Annotated in this window: 13 protein-coding genes and 1 other annotated feature; of the genes, 11 read left to right on the top strand and 2 right to left on the bottom strand. The window is 41.7% G+C overall.

What is annotated here, in order from left to right:
- The first annotated feature begins 453 nt into the window (after nucleotides 1-453).
- Nucleotides 454-505 (top strand) — a sequence feature (sodium ion sensor (DUF1646 type); this cis-regulatory element may regulate processes involved in with the transportation of sodium ions).
- 51 nt (nucleotides 506-556) lie between these two features.
- The 9 genes from CTY48_RS12490 (at nucleotide 557) to CTY48_RS12450 (ending at nucleotide 11,482) form a co-directional block, all read left to right on the top strand.
- A complete protein-coding gene (locus CTY48_RS12490) occupies nucleotides 557-1,720 on the top strand; it encodes a cation:proton antiporter (RefSeq protein WP_099468814.1) in 1,164 nt (387 codons plus the stop codon).
- 130 nt (nucleotides 1,721-1,850) lie between these two features.
- Nucleotides 1,851-2,567 carry an L-2-amino-thiazoline-4-carboxylic acid hydrolase gene (locus CTY48_RS12485; RefSeq protein WP_099468813.1) on the top strand — a complete coding sequence of 239 codons (717 nt, stop codon included), beginning with the start codon at nucleotides 1,851-1,853 and terminating at the stop codon, nucleotides 2,565-2,567.
- 131 nt (nucleotides 2,568-2,698) lie between these two features.
- Entirely contained in the window at nucleotides 2,699-3,373 is a 675-nt protein-coding gene (locus CTY48_RS12480; RefSeq protein ID WP_099468812.1) for a response regulator transcription factor, read from the top strand.
- Nucleotides 3,374-3,378: 5 nt separating this feature from the next.
- A complete protein-coding gene (locus CTY48_RS12475; protein WP_099468811.1) occupies nucleotides 3,379-4,671 on the top strand; it encodes a sensor histidine kinase in 1,293 nt (430 codons plus the stop codon).
- Between the two features lie 112 nt (nucleotides 4,672-4,783).
- The gene (locus tag CTY48_RS12470; protein WP_099468810.1) at nucleotides 4,784-7,075 is read left to right on the top strand and encodes an extracellular solute-binding protein; all 2,292 of its coding nucleotides are present in this window, start codon (nucleotides 4,784-4,786) and stop codon (nucleotides 7,073-7,075) included.
- Between the two features lie 11 nt (nucleotides 7,076-7,086).
- Nucleotides 7,087-7,956 (top strand): carbohydrate ABC transporter permease, encoded by an 870-nt coding sequence (locus CTY48_RS12465; protein WP_099468809.1) that lies wholly within the window; start codon nucleotides 7,087-7,089, stop codon nucleotides 7,954-7,956.
- Nucleotides 7,946-8,791: a carbohydrate ABC transporter permease gene (locus CTY48_RS12460; protein ID WP_099468808.1), complete on the top strand. Its 846-nt coding sequence runs from the start codon at nucleotides 7,946-7,948 to the stop codon at nucleotides 8,789-8,791. The genes CTY48_RS12465 and CTY48_RS12460 overlap by 11 nt, the downstream gene beginning before the upstream one ends.
- A 14-nt stretch (nucleotides 8,792-8,805) precedes the next feature.
- Entirely contained in the window at nucleotides 8,806-10,455 is a 1,650-nt protein-coding gene (locus tag CTY48_RS12455) for an HlyD family efflux transporter periplasmic adaptor subunit (RefSeq protein WP_099468807.1), read from the top strand.
- On the top strand, nucleotides 10,442-11,482 hold the full coding sequence (locus CTY48_RS12450) for an ABC transporter permease (RefSeq protein ID WP_099468806.1): 1,041 nt from the start codon (nucleotides 10,442-10,444) through the stop codon (nucleotides 11,480-11,482). Before CTY48_RS12455 ends, CTY48_RS12450 begins: the two co-directional genes overlap by 14 nt.
- Nucleotides 11,483-11,604: 122 nt before the next feature.
- Here CTY48_RS12450 and CTY48_RS12445 read toward each other — a convergent pair whose 3' ends face one another.
- Nucleotides 11,605-12,066, bottom strand: coding sequence for a chemotaxis protein CheX (locus CTY48_RS12445; protein WP_099468805.1), 462 nt, complete (start codon nucleotides 12,064-12,066; stop codon nucleotides 11,605-11,607).
- 2 nt (nucleotides 12,067-12,068) lie between these two features.
- On the bottom strand, nucleotides 12,069-12,920 hold the full coding sequence (locus tag CTY48_RS12440; protein WP_099468804.1) for a response regulator: 852 nt from the start codon (nucleotides 12,918-12,920) through the stop codon (nucleotides 12,069-12,071).
- Between the two features lie 222 nt (nucleotides 12,921-13,142).
- Here CTY48_RS12440 and CTY48_RS12435 point away from each other — a divergent pair, with 222 nt between their 5' ends.
- Both CTY48_RS12435 and rbsD read left to right on the top strand, forming a co-directional pair.
- Nucleotides 13,143-14,888 carry an ABC transporter ATP-binding protein gene (locus CTY48_RS12435; RefSeq protein ID WP_099468803.1) on the top strand — a complete coding sequence of 582 codons (1,746 nt, stop codon included), beginning with the start codon at nucleotides 13,143-13,145 and terminating at the stop codon, nucleotides 14,886-14,888.
- A gap of 48 nt (nucleotides 14,889-14,936) precedes the next feature.
- Nucleotides 14,937-15,335 carry a D-ribose pyranase gene (rbsD, locus tag CTY48_RS12430; protein WP_099468802.1) on the top strand — a complete coding sequence of 133 codons (399 nt, stop codon included), beginning with the start codon at nucleotides 14,937-14,939 and terminating at the stop codon, nucleotides 15,333-15,335.
- Nucleotides 15,336-15,367 lie beyond the last annotated feature (32 nt).

The following is a 15,367-nucleotide window of genomic DNA, read 5'->3' as shown; positions in this document are numbered from 1 at the left end:
TATATAAATAATCTAAGCATTTCAAAATCAATCCCAAAATGCTTGTAATATCCCGGAAATTTGTTATAATAAAATTACAAAAAGGCAATCGCCACAGAGTGGTTGCCTATTTAATTAGGAAACGGAAACCTTCCCGACTGGTCAAAGTACAGGGGAGGTTTTTGTTATGCTAGTGGCATATCAGGTAAATAAATGTCAGTAGTGCTATGAGAAACATTCCAAAAGACATAATATCTTTGAAATTAAAATTATTCTTCATAAGCATCACCTCCATTCTATGTAGAATGAAGGTCAACCACCCTGTAACACGATTGCCAGCGGCTGTATAGCCGCTAAGAAAATTAGAATACAGCAAGATTCATAATGAATAAATTTATTATAATTGCTTTACTCACAAATTGCAATTTTTGCTTTTTTATGTTACAATAATAAAAATTTGATACGGAAAGCAACGGTTGAACAAAAAATTTGATTCAAGAGAACACGACTTTTGGGGTGGGAAGTCCTTAGCGGGGCTTTCTATTTTTTTGCATTTTTTGTCTAAAAGGAGGACTACATGGAAACAACACTATTAAACATTGTACTGATACTGATATTTACAAAGCTTGGCGGAATCATAAGCAGAAAGCTGAAAATGCCGGAAGTGCTAGGGGCACTTATAGCCGGTGTGGTTCTTGGCCCGATTGTATTGAACCTTGTTCAGTATGACGACCATATTAAGCTGCTTGCAAACCTTGGTGTGATTATGCTTATGTTTCTTGCCGGACTTGAAACGAATGTGGAGGAATTTAAAAAAGCAGGTTTTTCCTCTCTGATCATTGCGATAGCGGGTATTTTGCTTCCGCTTGTTTTGGGAACGCTAGGCGCTTATCTGTTCTTTGACAACCTATGGGAAAATATATTTGTCGGAGTTATTCTGACCGCTACAAGTGTGAGCATCACGGTCGAAACACTGAAGGAACTTGGAAAACTCAATACAAAGGCAGGTGTGAATATACTTGGAGCTGCGGTAATCGACGATATACTGGGGCTTATACTCATATCGGTTGTGCTTGCTGTTGCACAGACCTCCGGTTCAAATGACGGTTCTGTAGGAACATTAGCAATTGTTTATGTTTTTGTAAAAATAGTTCTGTTTTGCCTATTCTCCATTTTAGGAGTGGTTTATCTGCCAAAATTGTTGAACCGTTTTACTGATCGTATCAAGCCAAATGTTGAATTTCTCACCTTTTCAATTGCTGCTGCCATATTTCTTGCGTATATTGCGGAAAGTTTAGGTATTGCAGCGATTACAGGTGCTTATATATGCGGACTTATCCTATCAACACTTACTCACAAGAAATATCTGGAGAAAAATGTAAAAGCAATTTCATCCGGCTTTTTATCCCTTATCTTTTTTGCAAGTGTGGGTATAGAGGCAAATTTAAATGGGCTGAACACTACGGTTATTCTCATCACAATCGTTATGTTTGTAATCGCCGTGCTGGGAAAATTAGTCGGCTGTGCTGGTGCCGCGAGGCTTCTTAAAATGAGTAAGAAGGAGGCTGTACAGATTGGAACCGGAATGATTTCAAGAGGTGAGGTGGCAATTATTACCGCCAATCTGGGGCTCCAAAAAGGAATTATTTCAGAGGAAATTTTTCTTCCGACACTCATTGTCGTTATCCTCACAACAATTATTACGCCTGTTTTGCTAAAGCTTTCCTTTGCAAGGCAATAAACAGAATATCTTAAAGCACTGTGTATTGTGATAAAAATATGCAGTGCTTTATTTTTGATTCCTTCTCTGCTATAATTGAATAAATCAGAATTTGTGGAGAGATTTTGGGAGAGTGGGGGAGATTAATAAAATGGATGAAAGCTTACTTGCCTTTGATAGAGAAAAACATATATGTTACTCAAATTTGGCAAAAAGAGTGATGCTTGAACATCTTTCTATGCATTATCCGAAAAGCGAAGTAGATTATGTGTGGGAAAAAGTTCAGCAACAATATGTGGAATTTTTAAAAGATGTTCCATACCTTGGTGGAATTAAGAATACTCACAATGGAACCGGTGGTACCTATGATTGTATCGCTCTATTTGCATATTATGAGGCTCAGGAAAACAAGCCGACACTGGATGAACTTTATGAAATGAATATAGAGCTGCTTCGCCCCTCTTTTGAACAACTTGGAAAATTCGTGAATGCAAATAATAAAATTTTATTAAGAGTTATGAATTTTGCATTTAAGGCTACTGCCAGATCAGATAAAAAGCATGCAAAAGATTGGCATGGAGATTACATTATGGAGGTAGAACCTTATAATAAGCAAACAGGAATTCATTATTATTTTTCCAGATGCCCGATTGCCGAGTTTGCAAGACAACATGGTTACTTACATCTCATGCCGGCTATATGTAATGGGGATTATCCGATATTCGAAGCAATGCATGCGGGATTAATCAGAAAAACAACATGCTCTAATGGGAGCAGATGTGATTACTGGATTGTTGGAGATAAAAGCCGTTTTCTCAAAGAGCATCCCCGCAGAACAGATACAGACGGTTATTGGTATAACGATTAAATTCCAATTTAAGAACAAGTCAATACAATACTAGATAGCATAAATTATCTGGTGACTTATATTTTATACAATAATGAAAGAATTAAGAAAGGAAAGCATGTATTACAGCAGAATACATCATATAAAACATTATGCGATTGCTGATTATTGAAGATGATAAAGAATTATGTGATACTCTTGTCTACCAGCTAAGACAGGAGGGATATGAGGTTGATTTTTGCTGCCGGGGTGATGAAGCGGACTATTATTTTAAGCAGGGGGCGTATGATGCAATTATTCTGGACCGCATGCTGCCGGAGGTAGACGGCTTGACTCTGCTGGAAAAAATCCGGGAAGATGGGATAGCGACTCCTGTTATTATGGTGACGGCGATGAACGGTATCAATGACAGGATTGACGGCTTGGATGCCGGTGCGGATGATTACCTGATTAAACCGTTTGCGATGGAGGAGCTGCTCGCAAGAATCAGAGCACTGCTTAGAAGACCCGGGAAAATGGTGGATACAGATTTTGTGACACTTGGAAGCCTGCGGCTTGATATAAGGCTTCACACCCTGCAAAACGAGGAAAAGGAAGTGTCACTTTCGAAGAAAGAAACGCTTTTATTGGAATTTTTCATGCAAAATAAAAATCAGGTTCTTTCGAGAAACCAGATATTATCGAAGGTATGGGGAACGGATAACTTTGTTGAAGAGGGTAACATTGACAACTATATTTATTTTGTGCGAAGAAGGCTCAGTGCTGTTAAGAGCAGTGCCAAAATAAAAACCATACATGGAGTAGGTTATCAGATGGAGATGGAGTAGAAATTATGTTTCAAACACTAAGAAAACGTTTGACTGCGTTATATACGGTCACGACCGGTATTATTCTAACGTTTGTCATTGTTGTTGTTATCATCAGTTTTTCCAGAGAATTTAAGGCGAAAAATTTGGAAAGCTTTCAGAGCAGCCTTTACACGATACAAAATAAACTGCAAACAGACTCCACCATTCAATATTCCTGGCTGGCGGACTATGAAAATAAAAACAATCTGCTGATCTATATAGAGGACAAAGGCAGGCCGATTGATTATGAAGGCTATGGCTACCAGAGTGGATTGCGTGGGGAGCTTGTCGAGAAGGTGAAGTCTCTTGCGGCGGAAGAGGAGATTGATTTAAATACCCCGCCTATCTCTTCGGACAAGCTTGTCAGCCAAATTTATTCGGTGAAGGGCTCCGATAAGGTGAAATACTCAGGTGCTGTGTCCATTTTGAAGCTGGAAGAGGGCTATCGGAGTGTGGTGTTGCTGCAGTATTATCCAGTAGGATTTACCTCAGTTCGAAACGGAATCCTCATGTTTTTCGTGTATGGATTGGGAATCAGTGCACTGTATTTGGTAAGCTGGAAGTTTGTAGGAAATTCTTTAAGACCCGTGGAGGAGAATAGAAAGAGACAGACTGAGTTTATCGCCGCCGCCTCTCATGAGCTTCGATCTCCGCTTGCGGTTATTCAGACAAGCGCCTCGGCTCTTCGCTACAAGGAGAAGGAGGAGGGCTTCCTAAACAACATTGAAAAGGAATGTACGAGAATGTCTAAGCTCATTGACGAGATGCTTCTTCTCGCCTCCACTGATGCGAAAAACTGGTCCATTCACAAGAACCATATCGACACTGACACTTTGCTTATTGAGACATTTGAGCTGTTAGAGCCACTTTGTAAGAAGAAAGACTATGAGCTTGTCATTCAGTTGCCTGATGAGCCTCTTGCCAACATACAAGGGGATTTTGAGAGGTTAAAGCAGGTGTTAGCCATTTTGATAGACAATGCGCTGTCCTATGCAAAGGCAGAGCGTGATAAGCGTATTGTGATGCAGGCATATGAGAAAAGAAATTATCTCTACATCAATGTAATTGATTTTGGTACAGGCATTGAAGAGGAGAAGAAGGCGTATATTTTTGACCGCTTTTATCGGGCAGATGAGGCACGAAACGATAAAAACCATTTTGGGCTGGGACTTAGCATAGCAAAGGAAATCATTGAGATGCACGGTGGTATTTTATCCTGTGACGACACGACAGGGGGCGGAAGCACTTTTACAATTAAATTGCCAAGAGGAATTTAAAAAGAATGCAGATTTTTTATTTTCTGCATTTTTTTGATTCTTAGAGATTATTTAGAGAACTGCCCTTTATGATAAGTAGGTAGAATTAGAATACCGATAATAAGGAGGAAACATGAAAACAAAAAAATATTTTTCAGGGATAATTCTGATGATAGCATTGCTAATCGTAACAAGCCTTGCCGGATGTAAGTCTAAGGAGACTTCCGGTACTGCCGCAGGCGAGGATGGCAATCAAGAGACAAAAAATGAGCAGGTTGCTATGGGTAGATATATGGAGGAAGCTGTTACTTTGCCCGATGGTGTGACAGGTGAAAATATGATATCCGTATTAAAGGGAGAAGAGGATAATCTGATTATTTATACAAGAGAAGAAGAGAGCTATTACAGCTATACACAGCAGACGGACGACTCTTTTACAAAGGAAGCGGCATCGTGGCTTGAGACGGAGGATTCATGGAACGGCGGCAGGGATGCAATACATGTATTTTACGGAGAAGATGGCGGGTTATACGCATTTTATAGCGCCTATGGAAGTGATATCGCCTACACTGGATTTTTGAAGGCGAGCGATGACAGACAAAGCGGTGAGGCACTGAATTTAGCTTACTTACAGGAGATTGAAAATGAAACAGAAGGACTTACCATTTATCCAACTCTTGAGGATGCAAAGGTGTTAAAAAACGGGAACATTGTGATAACGGATGCAACCTTTAATGGAGTTTTGATTTTAGACCCGGTTTCCGGCGAAAAAATCGGCGAGGTAGCCGGGTTTTTTGATGCAAAAGCAAGCCGTTACAGCGTACCGTTTGATGTGGAGGGAAATAACATTATTCTTGCCGGCACGGCAGGTGATAAAATTGTTGTATATAACACAGAGACGGAGAAGACGGAAAGAGAGATTGCAATTGATAATTACAGCGGCAATATGACGTTCCATATTGCAGAGGACGGCACAATCTATATTGGCGACACAGACGGCATTACGAAGGTAAGTCCGGACGGAACCTTGTGGGAAAATATCGTGGACGGTGCACTCTGCTCCCTGAGTATGCCAAGTATCAGCTTAAACGGCCTTGTGCAAAACGGCGAAGAAAACGGCAAACCGGTTTTTTACTCTTATGTATATGACTCAAGTGAGGGTGGAGGGAAGATATTAAAATACACCTATGACAGCACCGTGCCAAGCGTGCCGGATAAGGAGCTGACGATTTATTCCCTGACGGAAAACAGTACAATCAGACAGGCGATTGCAGCCTATCAGCGAGAAAATACCGATGTGAAAATTACCTACAACGTCGCGATGGCAGACACAGGAAGCGGAACGGCGGAGGATTATGTAAAGGCACTAAACACCGAGCTGCTGGCGGGAAAAGGTGCAGATATTATTCTGTTGGACGGACTTCCAAAAGACTCCTACATAGAAAAAGGGGTATTGGAGGATATCAGTTTCTTGATTTCGCCGAAAACAGAGAGCGGTGAGCTGTCAAAGGATATGCTAAATGCCTATATGGAAGACGGAAAGCTGTATGCCGTTCCGACCCGTTTTTCTGTACCGCTTCTATATGGAAGAGAAGAGGCACTAAGTGTCGCTTCTTCCGTCAAAAGTTTAGAGGCGTATATGGACAGTGCAAACGGGGAAAAAGTGCTATCGGTACTGCCTGATACCGGCGCGATGGTGAGGTTGCTTTTAAACTATTATTATGCAGATGTTATACCGGATGCTAAAACAATAGATAAAGAAGCTCTGCAAAGCCTTTTGGAGATAGTTAAAATGTCTTATGATAGTGCTGAAGCCGGGGATTTGGAGGAAGTAAACGGCATTGATTATACGAATATCACGAATATATTAGAATACTTTGAGGTGAAAGGAGAGCTGGATTTATCCAAGGAAAAAACAAAGCTGGGCGTCGAGACGATAAAAAATATTATGGATATGATGATGCCGTTTGAGGTTATCAAGAACGGCTCTTATGAATACAGCACATTAAATAATTCATATATTCCTCTGGGAATAATGGGAATTAACAGTGCCAGCCAGGACAAGGAGCTTGCAGGAGAGTTTTTAACAGCGGTTCTATCGGAAGAAGTACAGTCAGCAAATCTCTACGACGGCTTTCCGCTCAACCAAAATTCGTTAAAGACATGGTTTGAGGAACAAAATGATAACCTGATGGTAGGCTTTTCACTGGAAGGCGGGGAGCAAATGTCAGCAACGTGGCCGCAAGAGGAGTACCGAAACGGGCTATATAATAAGGTACTGACACTAGCGGTACCGATTGAATATGATCAGGTTCTAATTGAGAAAATCGTACAATTATCGGCAAAATATTATATAGGAGAATCCTCCATAGAAGAGACGGTAAATGAAATCCAATCGGGAATCAGTACCTATCTGGCGGAATAACGGAGTAAAGTATGAAATCAAAGCTGTTTAGACGAGAAGAGGCAAAGGCATATGTATTTTTGATGCCGAGCCTCCTCGGTGTCGGGATATTTATTTTAATTCCTTTTTGCGATGCAGTGAGAAGGTCTGTCTTAAATGCAATGGGAAAGAGCTTTGTCGGAGTACAAAACTATCTGACCGTAATGCAAAATGAAGCCTTCTTGCTTGCGGCAAAAAACACATTGCGCTTTACGGGGGTGTGTATCCCGCTGTTGCTGGTACTTTCCCTGATGCTCTCCCTTCTTGTCTATGGAGAAAAGAGATATGGAAGCTTTTTTAAGACGACTTTTTTGCTGCCCATGGCAATACCCGTAGCAGCAGTTGTCCTGCTGTGGAAAATTATCTTTCACAAAAACGGATTGCTCAATTCCTTTCTTCTTTTCTTTGACGTTGTGCCAACCGAGTGGATGAATTCCAAGTATGCGTTTCATGTGCTTGTGTTTAGTTATTTATGGAAAAATATTGGGTATGACATGATACTGTGGCTTGCGGGACTTAGTACAATACCAGGTTCCTTATACGAAGCGGCGGCGCTTGACGGTGCGGGAAGGGTTCAAAAGTTTTGCTACATTACTCTTCCGATGCTGCTTCCTACTGCTTTTGTAATTAGTGTGCTTTCGCTTGTCAACTCCTTTAAGGTTTTTCGAGAAGCGTATTTGATTGCGGGCAATTATCCCGATAAAAGCATTTATATGATACAGCACTTATTCAACAACTGGTTTGTGAATCTGGAGGTACATAAAATGTGTGCCGCCGCCGTTATTTTTGCGGCAGCCATCACTTCTCTTGTGGTTGTGCTGGGGCATCTGATGAGGAGAGAGGAAGGTGCAAATGAGGATTAAACGTGTTCTCTCCCTTTTGGTTTTGGGTCTCATGGGGCTTTTGGTATGGCTGCCGCTCGGCATGATTGTATTTGGCTCTTTTTTTGGAAAGCAGGAGATTTTAGAAAGCTTTGGAGGTGTGCTTGCAAGCGGAGGCGGTATGGCGGTGTGGCATATTTTGCCCCAATATCCGACCTTGCAGCCTTATGTCAGCCTTCTTTTTGATTCTCCCGGATTTTTCGTTATGTTCTGGAATTCAATGAAGCAGGTGGTGCCAAGCATCATAGGGCAGCTTTTGATTGCACTCCCAGCGGCGTGGAGCTTCGCACGGTTTCGATTTCGCGGAAAGCGGTTTTTGTTTTATCTTTATATTATTTTGATGATTATGCCCTTTCAGGTGACGATGGTATCGAGCTATCTTGTGCTTGATTATTTAAGCCTGCTGGACAGTCATTTGGCGATTATACTGCCGAACGTGTTTGCCACCTTTCCGGTTTTTATTCTGGTTAAATTTTTTGAGGCGATTCCGATGGCGCTTGTGGAAGCGGCACGAATAGACGGTGCAGGGGAAGGAACGATATTTTTTAAGATCGGTCTGCCAAATGCTGCGGCGGGGATTGTCTCCGTCATCACATTGGAATTCATTGAGTACTGGAATGCGCTGGAGCAGCCGCTGACCTTTTTAAAGACGAAGGCACTCTGGCCCTTGTCGCTTTATCTGCCGGAGATATCGGTATCAGAGCTGTCCGTATCCTTTGTCGCATCCGTCATTATGCTGACCCCGGCATGTCTGATTTTCTTGTTTGGGCAGCAGTATCTGGAGGAAGGCATTGTGGCTTCGGGAATTAAGCAATAAAATGGAGGAATAAAATGAAGCTGGATCAATTAAAGCAAGTGATAAAACAGGAAATGAAAAGGGAGCCTGAGAAACAGGAAAAAACAGTGCGGAATACGGCAAAACAGCTTCTTTTGTTGTTTTTTATTGCCATGTTTGGTTTCTCCTTCTTATCAAGAGCCGCTGACTCTGTTATGACAGCAAAGATTAGCGTGGAGAGAGCGCAGAGTGCAAAATTAAATTTCAAAATAAACGGCAGCGGAATACTTAAGGAGAAAGATACGACGATTGTGAAGCTGCGGCAAGGCCTTATGATTGAGCAGGTTTATGCGGCGGAAGGTGCCGCAGTGCAGGAGGGAGATGCACTTTTTTCCTATAACATGGAGGACTTACAGAAGCAATATGAGGAAAAGTATGCGGTGTTGGAGAAAAACAGGCTGGAGCAGAAAAAACTATCACTCAATGATACAGAAACTGCATTAAAGAGTGCCCAGCTTGATAAAAAGTATGCAGAGCAAGGCTTACAATCGGCAAAAGAGGATTTAGACAGTGCGAAAAATGCAATTGATAAGCAGGCGGAGGAAGCCTATAACGCTGCGTCAGATACCTATGAAAAGGCGAAGGAGGATAAGGAGAGCGCTGTTGCAGAGGCAAAGAAGGAAGTGGAGGACAAAAAGGCGGAACTAAAAGAGCTAGAGAAAAAGAAGGCAGCAGCCCAGACAGACAGCACGGCAGAGACTGTAACCGAGGAGGAGTTTGCGCAGGCGAAAAAGGCAGCAGAGGATGCAAAGGAAAATCTAAGCAAGGTAAAAAGTGAGTGGAGTGAAACAGTGGAGAATGCGAAGCTTGCCCTTGCAGATGCCAAGGAGACTTGGGATACCATCACTGACGGCTCCTATGATTATACAGCAGGATTAAGTGATGCAAACAGTGCACTTTCAGCCGCAGAGAAAGCCTTGGAGCAGGCTGATGTGTCCATAGAGTCAGCACAGACAAACCAAAGTAATGCAAAACAAACGGCGGAATTATCTTCGGATAGTCTGCAACTCGACATTGATTTGGCGGAGAAAGAAACGGAGGAGCTGAAAGCACTTCTGGATAACAAGGGAATTGTCACGGCACCGTCAGCAGGAACTGTCGTATCCATGGACGTTAAGGCGGGAAGCACAGTGAGCGGCTCGGAGGTGGTTTCCCTTGCGATAAACGGAGTAATGCTGGAATTTAGTGTGGAAAAGGAAGAGGCAAAAAAGCTTTCTGTGGGAGATACCATTCAGGTACAAGCAGGAGACAGCAAAGAGAAGGTGGAGGCATCGGTTGCATCCATTGGAACCGAGGAGACGGAAGGAATGATTACATGTACGGTACAGATGCCGGAGGGAAGCTATCGCATCGGAAACGGTGCATCCTTTGAGTGGGGTAAGGAGTCGGTGCAATATGATTATTGCATCCCCATTGCTGCACTGCGAGAGGATGGCTATAGTCAGACCTATGTGCTTGTCACAAAAAGCAAGGAAAGTATTTTGGGAGATGAACTGGTTACTTTTCGAATTGATGTCAACGTTCTTGAGAAGGACAAAAGCACGGCAGCTGTGGAAGGAGGACTTTCCTATGAGGAACAGGTAATTGCCGGAAGTAACAAGGAGATTGCAGTGGGAGACAGGGTGCGTATTGATGAGAGTGAATAGACATAGAATAAAAATAGTGCTCCTTACGTTACTGATTTTTGCAAGCTGGGGTTATAGTGTTTATTTGGAGAATTTTGCGGCAAAAAATTATGATACGGTCAGTGTTCGCTTGGAGGGAAACGGAGTAGAGCAAAGCGATTTGGAGGAAGCAGTTGTTGAGGCGCAGAGCATAGACAATGCACATACCCCCATACAGGTAACGGCGTGGAATAGGGGACCAAGAATTACATTGGAAAATAAAAAGCTTGGTACAAGCGCAGAGACAAGAATCATTGAGATATACGGGTCAATGGCAGAGATATGCCCAGTAAAGCTGTTATATGGAAATTTCTGCTACCAGGATGACAAGGATGGATGTGTCATAGATGACAAGACGGCGTATGACTTATTCCGGAATAAAAATGTGGTCGGAAACACGATTTCCTACGAGGATAAGCAATATGTGATACGAGGCATTGTGAAATCAAAGGAACGGATGGTACTTCTCTCTGATTATCAGGAGGATGCGAAATATCTAAATTTGGAGTTGATTTTTGGAAATATGGAGCAGGGAGAGGAGCTTGCAAAAAGCTTTATCAGCAATTATGCGTTAACGTTTGATTATATAACGATAATTGAGGGAAGTTTTTATGCCAAGCTTCTTCATAATACCATCCTTTTCCCGAGTATTGTAATCTGGCTTTATTTATTGCTGTATTGCGGCAGAAAGGCGTACAGAAAAAGAAGTATTCCGCTGCAATTCGGACTGTATATTGTTCTTTTTGTACTTATACTGGTTTTGTATTTGGGGAGCGGACAGTTTGATTTCTACTATCCAGACCGATTTATACCCACGAGATGGTCCGATTTTGAGTTCTGGAGCCGGACTGCAAAAGAATGGCGCGAGAAGCTGACGGACTTTTCCTATCTGCTTCCGCTTCCGAAGGAGCAGATATTGAAGAGAACCTTTTTGATGTGTCATCTGATGTCAGCGGTGGCGGTAGGAGGAATGATTGGTTTGATTCAACTTTTGAAAGCAGAAAAATAGTATAAATACGTACGAAAACAGCCAAGTCACTCACTCATGAGGAACTTGGCTGTTTTTTCTGCGCACTTTGCCGAGCGCGAAGAATATGTTTTGCACATTCTTTATGCTATGTAAGAAAATACTTATTTCTCAAAAGAAATATTAATATCAACCGGAATTTGGTCAGCAAGCAACTGAATACAGAGCACCTTGTTGGAACTCATCTCAACCGTTACATTTTCACCGTGCAGCAGTGTCGGTGTGGAGATATCAATCGGAATATCCAACTGAGAAAAGAAGGTGGCTGCATTTGCGGTCAGCATGTTTGTGAGCTCTGACAAAGCACTTTTTGCCATATCGTCAAGGCTTTCAACAGGCATTCCCATCATCATCTGGGAAGCAATTTTCTTTGCACTTTCCATATCAATCGAGTAGACAACATTTCCTTTAATTGTGCCCACAATTCCGACAATAATAATAACTCCTGAGCTTATCAACTCTTTTCCTTTGGCACTGAGATTTCCTTTTACAATACTTGTGAAACCAAGCTGGGGCATTACCGAAGTAAATGATTCAACGAAAGGGTTTACATATCTGATATCCATTTTTATTCGCTCCTTTGAAATCCTACATTAAGTAACATGTCACCGAAAGCTGTCTTGGCAATCGCGCTTGTTGTCTTAAAGCTAGGTGTAGAGATATACAGGCTGTCTCCGTGCAGAATGGACGGAGGAGCCACACGAAGCCCCAATGCTTTGTTTTTTCTGTTTAATATTGAACAAGCATTGCCGGAGACGATATTGGAAAACTCACCTAAAGCGGCGAGCAGTTCATCCATATCCTTTGGCTCACGCCTAAGGAGGGCAGCTGCCAGAGCATTAGCGGTTTCTTTGGAAAAATCAAGAAGCATTCTTCCCGAGAATGTTCCGATAATTCCGACAATCACTGTCATACCATTCGATTCATATTCTTTATTGGAGAAATATTCTTCCTTATAAGTAAGGGGAGTCTTGGTCATGCGGTTTAATCCATCCATAAGGCCTTCCTTAAATACCGCGGCGTATTCTGCATCTAAAAGCTCAAAGAGCCTGTCCGTTGCCATAATACGATCAATTGCCGTGATAAGCTCATCAGCGTCAACCGGCTTTTGTACATAAGCGGATACCTTGTTTTTCCTCGCTTCTTCCACAATCTCATCGTCCATCATGGAGCTTACCACAACAACTCTGATACTGCTGTCAATCTCATGGACAGCACGGGTACATTCTAAGCCGTCAGTTCCCGGTAAGGTCATGTCCATTGTAACCAGATCCGGTTTTGTCTCTGCCACGACACTCCTAACTGTCTCAAGCGAATCGGCCTCACCGACAACAGTGATTCCGTTTTCCTCCAGAATGCTTCGAATATATGCGATAGAAAAGGAAGAGTCATCAACAATTACAGCTTTTATCTTATTCATATGATATACCTGCCTTTTTTCTTATTATAGTAATTAACATACCATAAACTGGTACAAAAGTCACAGAGGTTTTGAATAGTTTATACAAATTTAAGAATTGAAAAAAGGAAAAATTGGGAAGCTCTTTTCACAACGAAAGAAATGTGGTATGATATTACAATCGGTTAAAAAACGTTTGCGTGATTTAATTTGAAACAATATAATAAGTAAGAGGACAGAGAAATGGAACAGAAATGGAAGAAATTATTTAGTTATTATAAACCGTATAAGAAATGGCTGATTGCCGATTTGTTTTTTGCAATTCTAGGAGCATCGGTGACACTCGTTATACCGCTGATTGTGCGCTACATTACTTCTACGGTCGTATATATGGGGGTAGACGAGTCTGTTCAGATAATTATTAAGCTTGGAATTGGGCTGATGGGTCTTGTGCTGATAGAAGCCTTTTGTAATTTCTTTATTGCTTACTATGGTCATGTCATGGGAGCAAAAATGGAATTTAATATGAGAAATGAAATCTTTTCCCACTATCAGAAACTTTCTTTTACCTTCTATGATAATCAAAAAGTCGGGCAATTGATGTCGAGAGTTACCAATGATTTATTTGAAATATCAGAACTTTTACATCATGGGCCGGAGGATGTCATTATTTCCATCATTAAATTTGCAGGCTCCTTTATTATTCTGACGACCATCAATCCAAAGCTGACGTTGATTGCATTTGCCTTTGTGCCGGTTATGGTGATTTATGCCGTTTATTTTAATCGCAAGATGAAGCGTGCATTTAAGGAAAATAGAGCGAAAATAGCGGATATCAACAGCCAGATTGAGGATAATCTGTCAGGAATCCGCGTCGTAAAGTCTTTTGCGAATGAAGAAATTGAGATGGAGAAATTCCATGAGGGAAATGCCAGATTTGTAAGCTCTAAAAAGACAAGCTATCTTTATATGGGAGGTTATCATTCTGGACTTGGTGCATTGACAACAATGATTACAATCGGAGTTGTCACGACAGGAGCCCTTCTGATTACAAAAAATACATTGCAGATTACAGACTTGATTACCTTTTTGCTATACATCAATAATTTTACCGAGCCGGTTAAAAAGCTGATTAACTTTACCGAGCAGTTCCAAAATGGTTATAGTGGGTATGAGCGTTTCTTGGAAATTTTGGATATCCAGCCGGATATCAAAGATGCGAAGGATGCCGTTGCCTTAAAAGAAGTAAAGGGCGACATTGAATTCAAGGGTGTGACCTTCCGCTATAATGAGAGTAATGAAGATGTGCTAAGCGATATTAATCTGAAGGTGAATGAGGGAGAATACATTGCTTTAGTAGGTTCGTCAGGTGCCGGAAAGACAACGCTTTGCAGTCTTATTCCGCGATTTTATGATGTCGATGAGGGAAACATTCTGATTGACGGTGTAGATATCAGAAAGATTAAAATCAAGAATTTGAGAGATAATATAGGTATTGTGCAGCAGGACGTATATTTGTTTGCAGGAACGATTATGGACAATATCCGCTACGGAAAACCGGAGGCGACGGATATGGAGATTTTGCAGGCAGCAAAAAATGCGAATGCCCATGAATTTATCATGTCATTTCCAAACGGCTATGACACCGATATCGGACAGAGAGGAATTAAGCTCTCAGGTGGTCAGAAGCAGCGCCTTTCGATTGCCAGAGTATTTTTGAAAAATCCGCCTATTCTTATTTTTGATGAGGCGACCTCGGCACTTGACAATGAGAGCGAGAGAGTAGTACAAGAATCCCTTGAAAAACTGGCGAAAAACAGGACAACCTTTGTTATCGCACACCGCTTATCCACAATCCGCAATGCAGAAAAAATTCTTGTGCTGACGGATAAAGGAATTGAGGAAGAAGGAACACACGAGCAATTACTTGCAAAGGGCGGCATCTACGAAGGGCTTTATAATATGCAGTTTAAGGATAGAGAGAGATAAGGCGTAGCACTTTTGATGACTCAGCTAAGAGACAAATAGGAGGATAAGATGAAACGAACCGGAATTATTCATGGCGAACTAGCGAAACAAATCGCACAGATAGGGCATCAGGATTTAATTTTAGTCTGTAACGCGGGACTTGCGGTCCCGAACAATATTTTGACAATCGACTTGGCAATCACGGCAGGAACACCTGATATAGACACCGTATTAAAGGCAATGGCAGAGGAGATGAAGATAGAATACTATTTTATTCCGGAGGAGCTAAGAGAAGAGCAGAAGGAAAAATATGAGGCGGTTAAGAAGCTTATGCCGGATGCGAAGGAGGAGGCAAATCCGTTCATCGGCTTTAAGAGTTTCACAAGAAATGTGAAGTTTGCAGTGCGTACCGGAGATATGACCCCTTATGCGAATTACATTTTGAGAGCCGGAACGATAATTGAATAAAGAAGAACGTAACAAAAGAGATTAGAATGCAG

The organism is Konateibacter massiliensis (assembly GCF_900184995.1).
Taxonomy (GTDB): Bacteria; Bacillota; Clostridia; order Lachnospirales; family Lachnospiraceae; genus Lachnotalea; species Lachnotalea massiliensis.
This window is presented reverse-complemented; position numbering and strand designations above follow the sequence as displayed.

What these genes read in the sequence shown, in the direction of transcription:
- CTY48_RS12490 (WP_099468814.1), top strand. Translation starts at nt 557, where the DNA reads ATGGAAACAACACTATTAAACATTGTACTGATACTGATATTTACAAAG.
- CTY48_RS12485 (WP_099468813.1), top strand. Translation starts at nt 1,851, where the DNA reads ATGGATGAAAGCTTACTTGCCTTTGATAGAGAAAAACATATATGTTAC.
- CTY48_RS12480 (WP_099468812.1), top strand. Translation starts at nt 2,699, where the DNA reads ATGCGATTGCTGATTATTGAAGATGATAAAGAATTATGTGATACTCTT.
- CTY48_RS12475 (WP_099468811.1), top strand. Translation starts at nt 3,379, where the DNA reads ATGTTTCAAACACTAAGAAAACGTTTGACTGCGTTATATACGGTCACG.
- CTY48_RS12470 (WP_099468810.1), top strand. Translation starts at nt 4,784, where the DNA reads ATGAAAACAAAAAAATATTTTTCAGGGATAATTCTGATGATAGCATTG.
- CTY48_RS12465 (WP_099468809.1), top strand. Translation starts at nt 7,087, where the DNA reads ATGAAATCAAAGCTGTTTAGACGAGAAGAGGCAAAGGCATATGTATTT.
- CTY48_RS12460 (WP_099468808.1), top strand. Translation starts at nt 7,946, where the DNA reads ATGAGGATTAAACGTGTTCTCTCCCTTTTGGTTTTGGGTCTCATGGGG.
- CTY48_RS12455 (WP_099468807.1), top strand. Translation starts at nt 8,806, where the DNA reads ATGAAGCTGGATCAATTAAAGCAAGTGATAAAACAGGAAATGAAAAGG.
- CTY48_RS12450 (WP_099468806.1), top strand. Translation starts at nt 10,442, where the DNA reads ATGAGAGTGAATAGACATAGAATAAAAATAGTGCTCCTTACGTTACTG.
- CTY48_RS12445 (WP_099468805.1), bottom strand. Translation starts at nt 12,066, where the DNA reads ATGGATATCAGATATGTAAACCCTTTCGTTGAATCATTTACTTCGGTA.
- CTY48_RS12440 (WP_099468804.1), bottom strand. Translation starts at nt 12,920, where the DNA reads ATGAATAAGATAAAAGCTGTAATTGTTGATGACTCTTCCTTTTCTATC.
- CTY48_RS12435 (WP_099468803.1), top strand. Translation starts at nt 13,143, where the DNA reads ATGGAACAGAAATGGAAGAAATTATTTAGTTATTATAAACCGTATAAG.
- rbsD (WP_099468802.1), top strand. Translation starts at nt 14,937, where the DNA reads ATGAAACGAACCGGAATTATTCATGGCGAACTAGCGAAACAAATCGCA.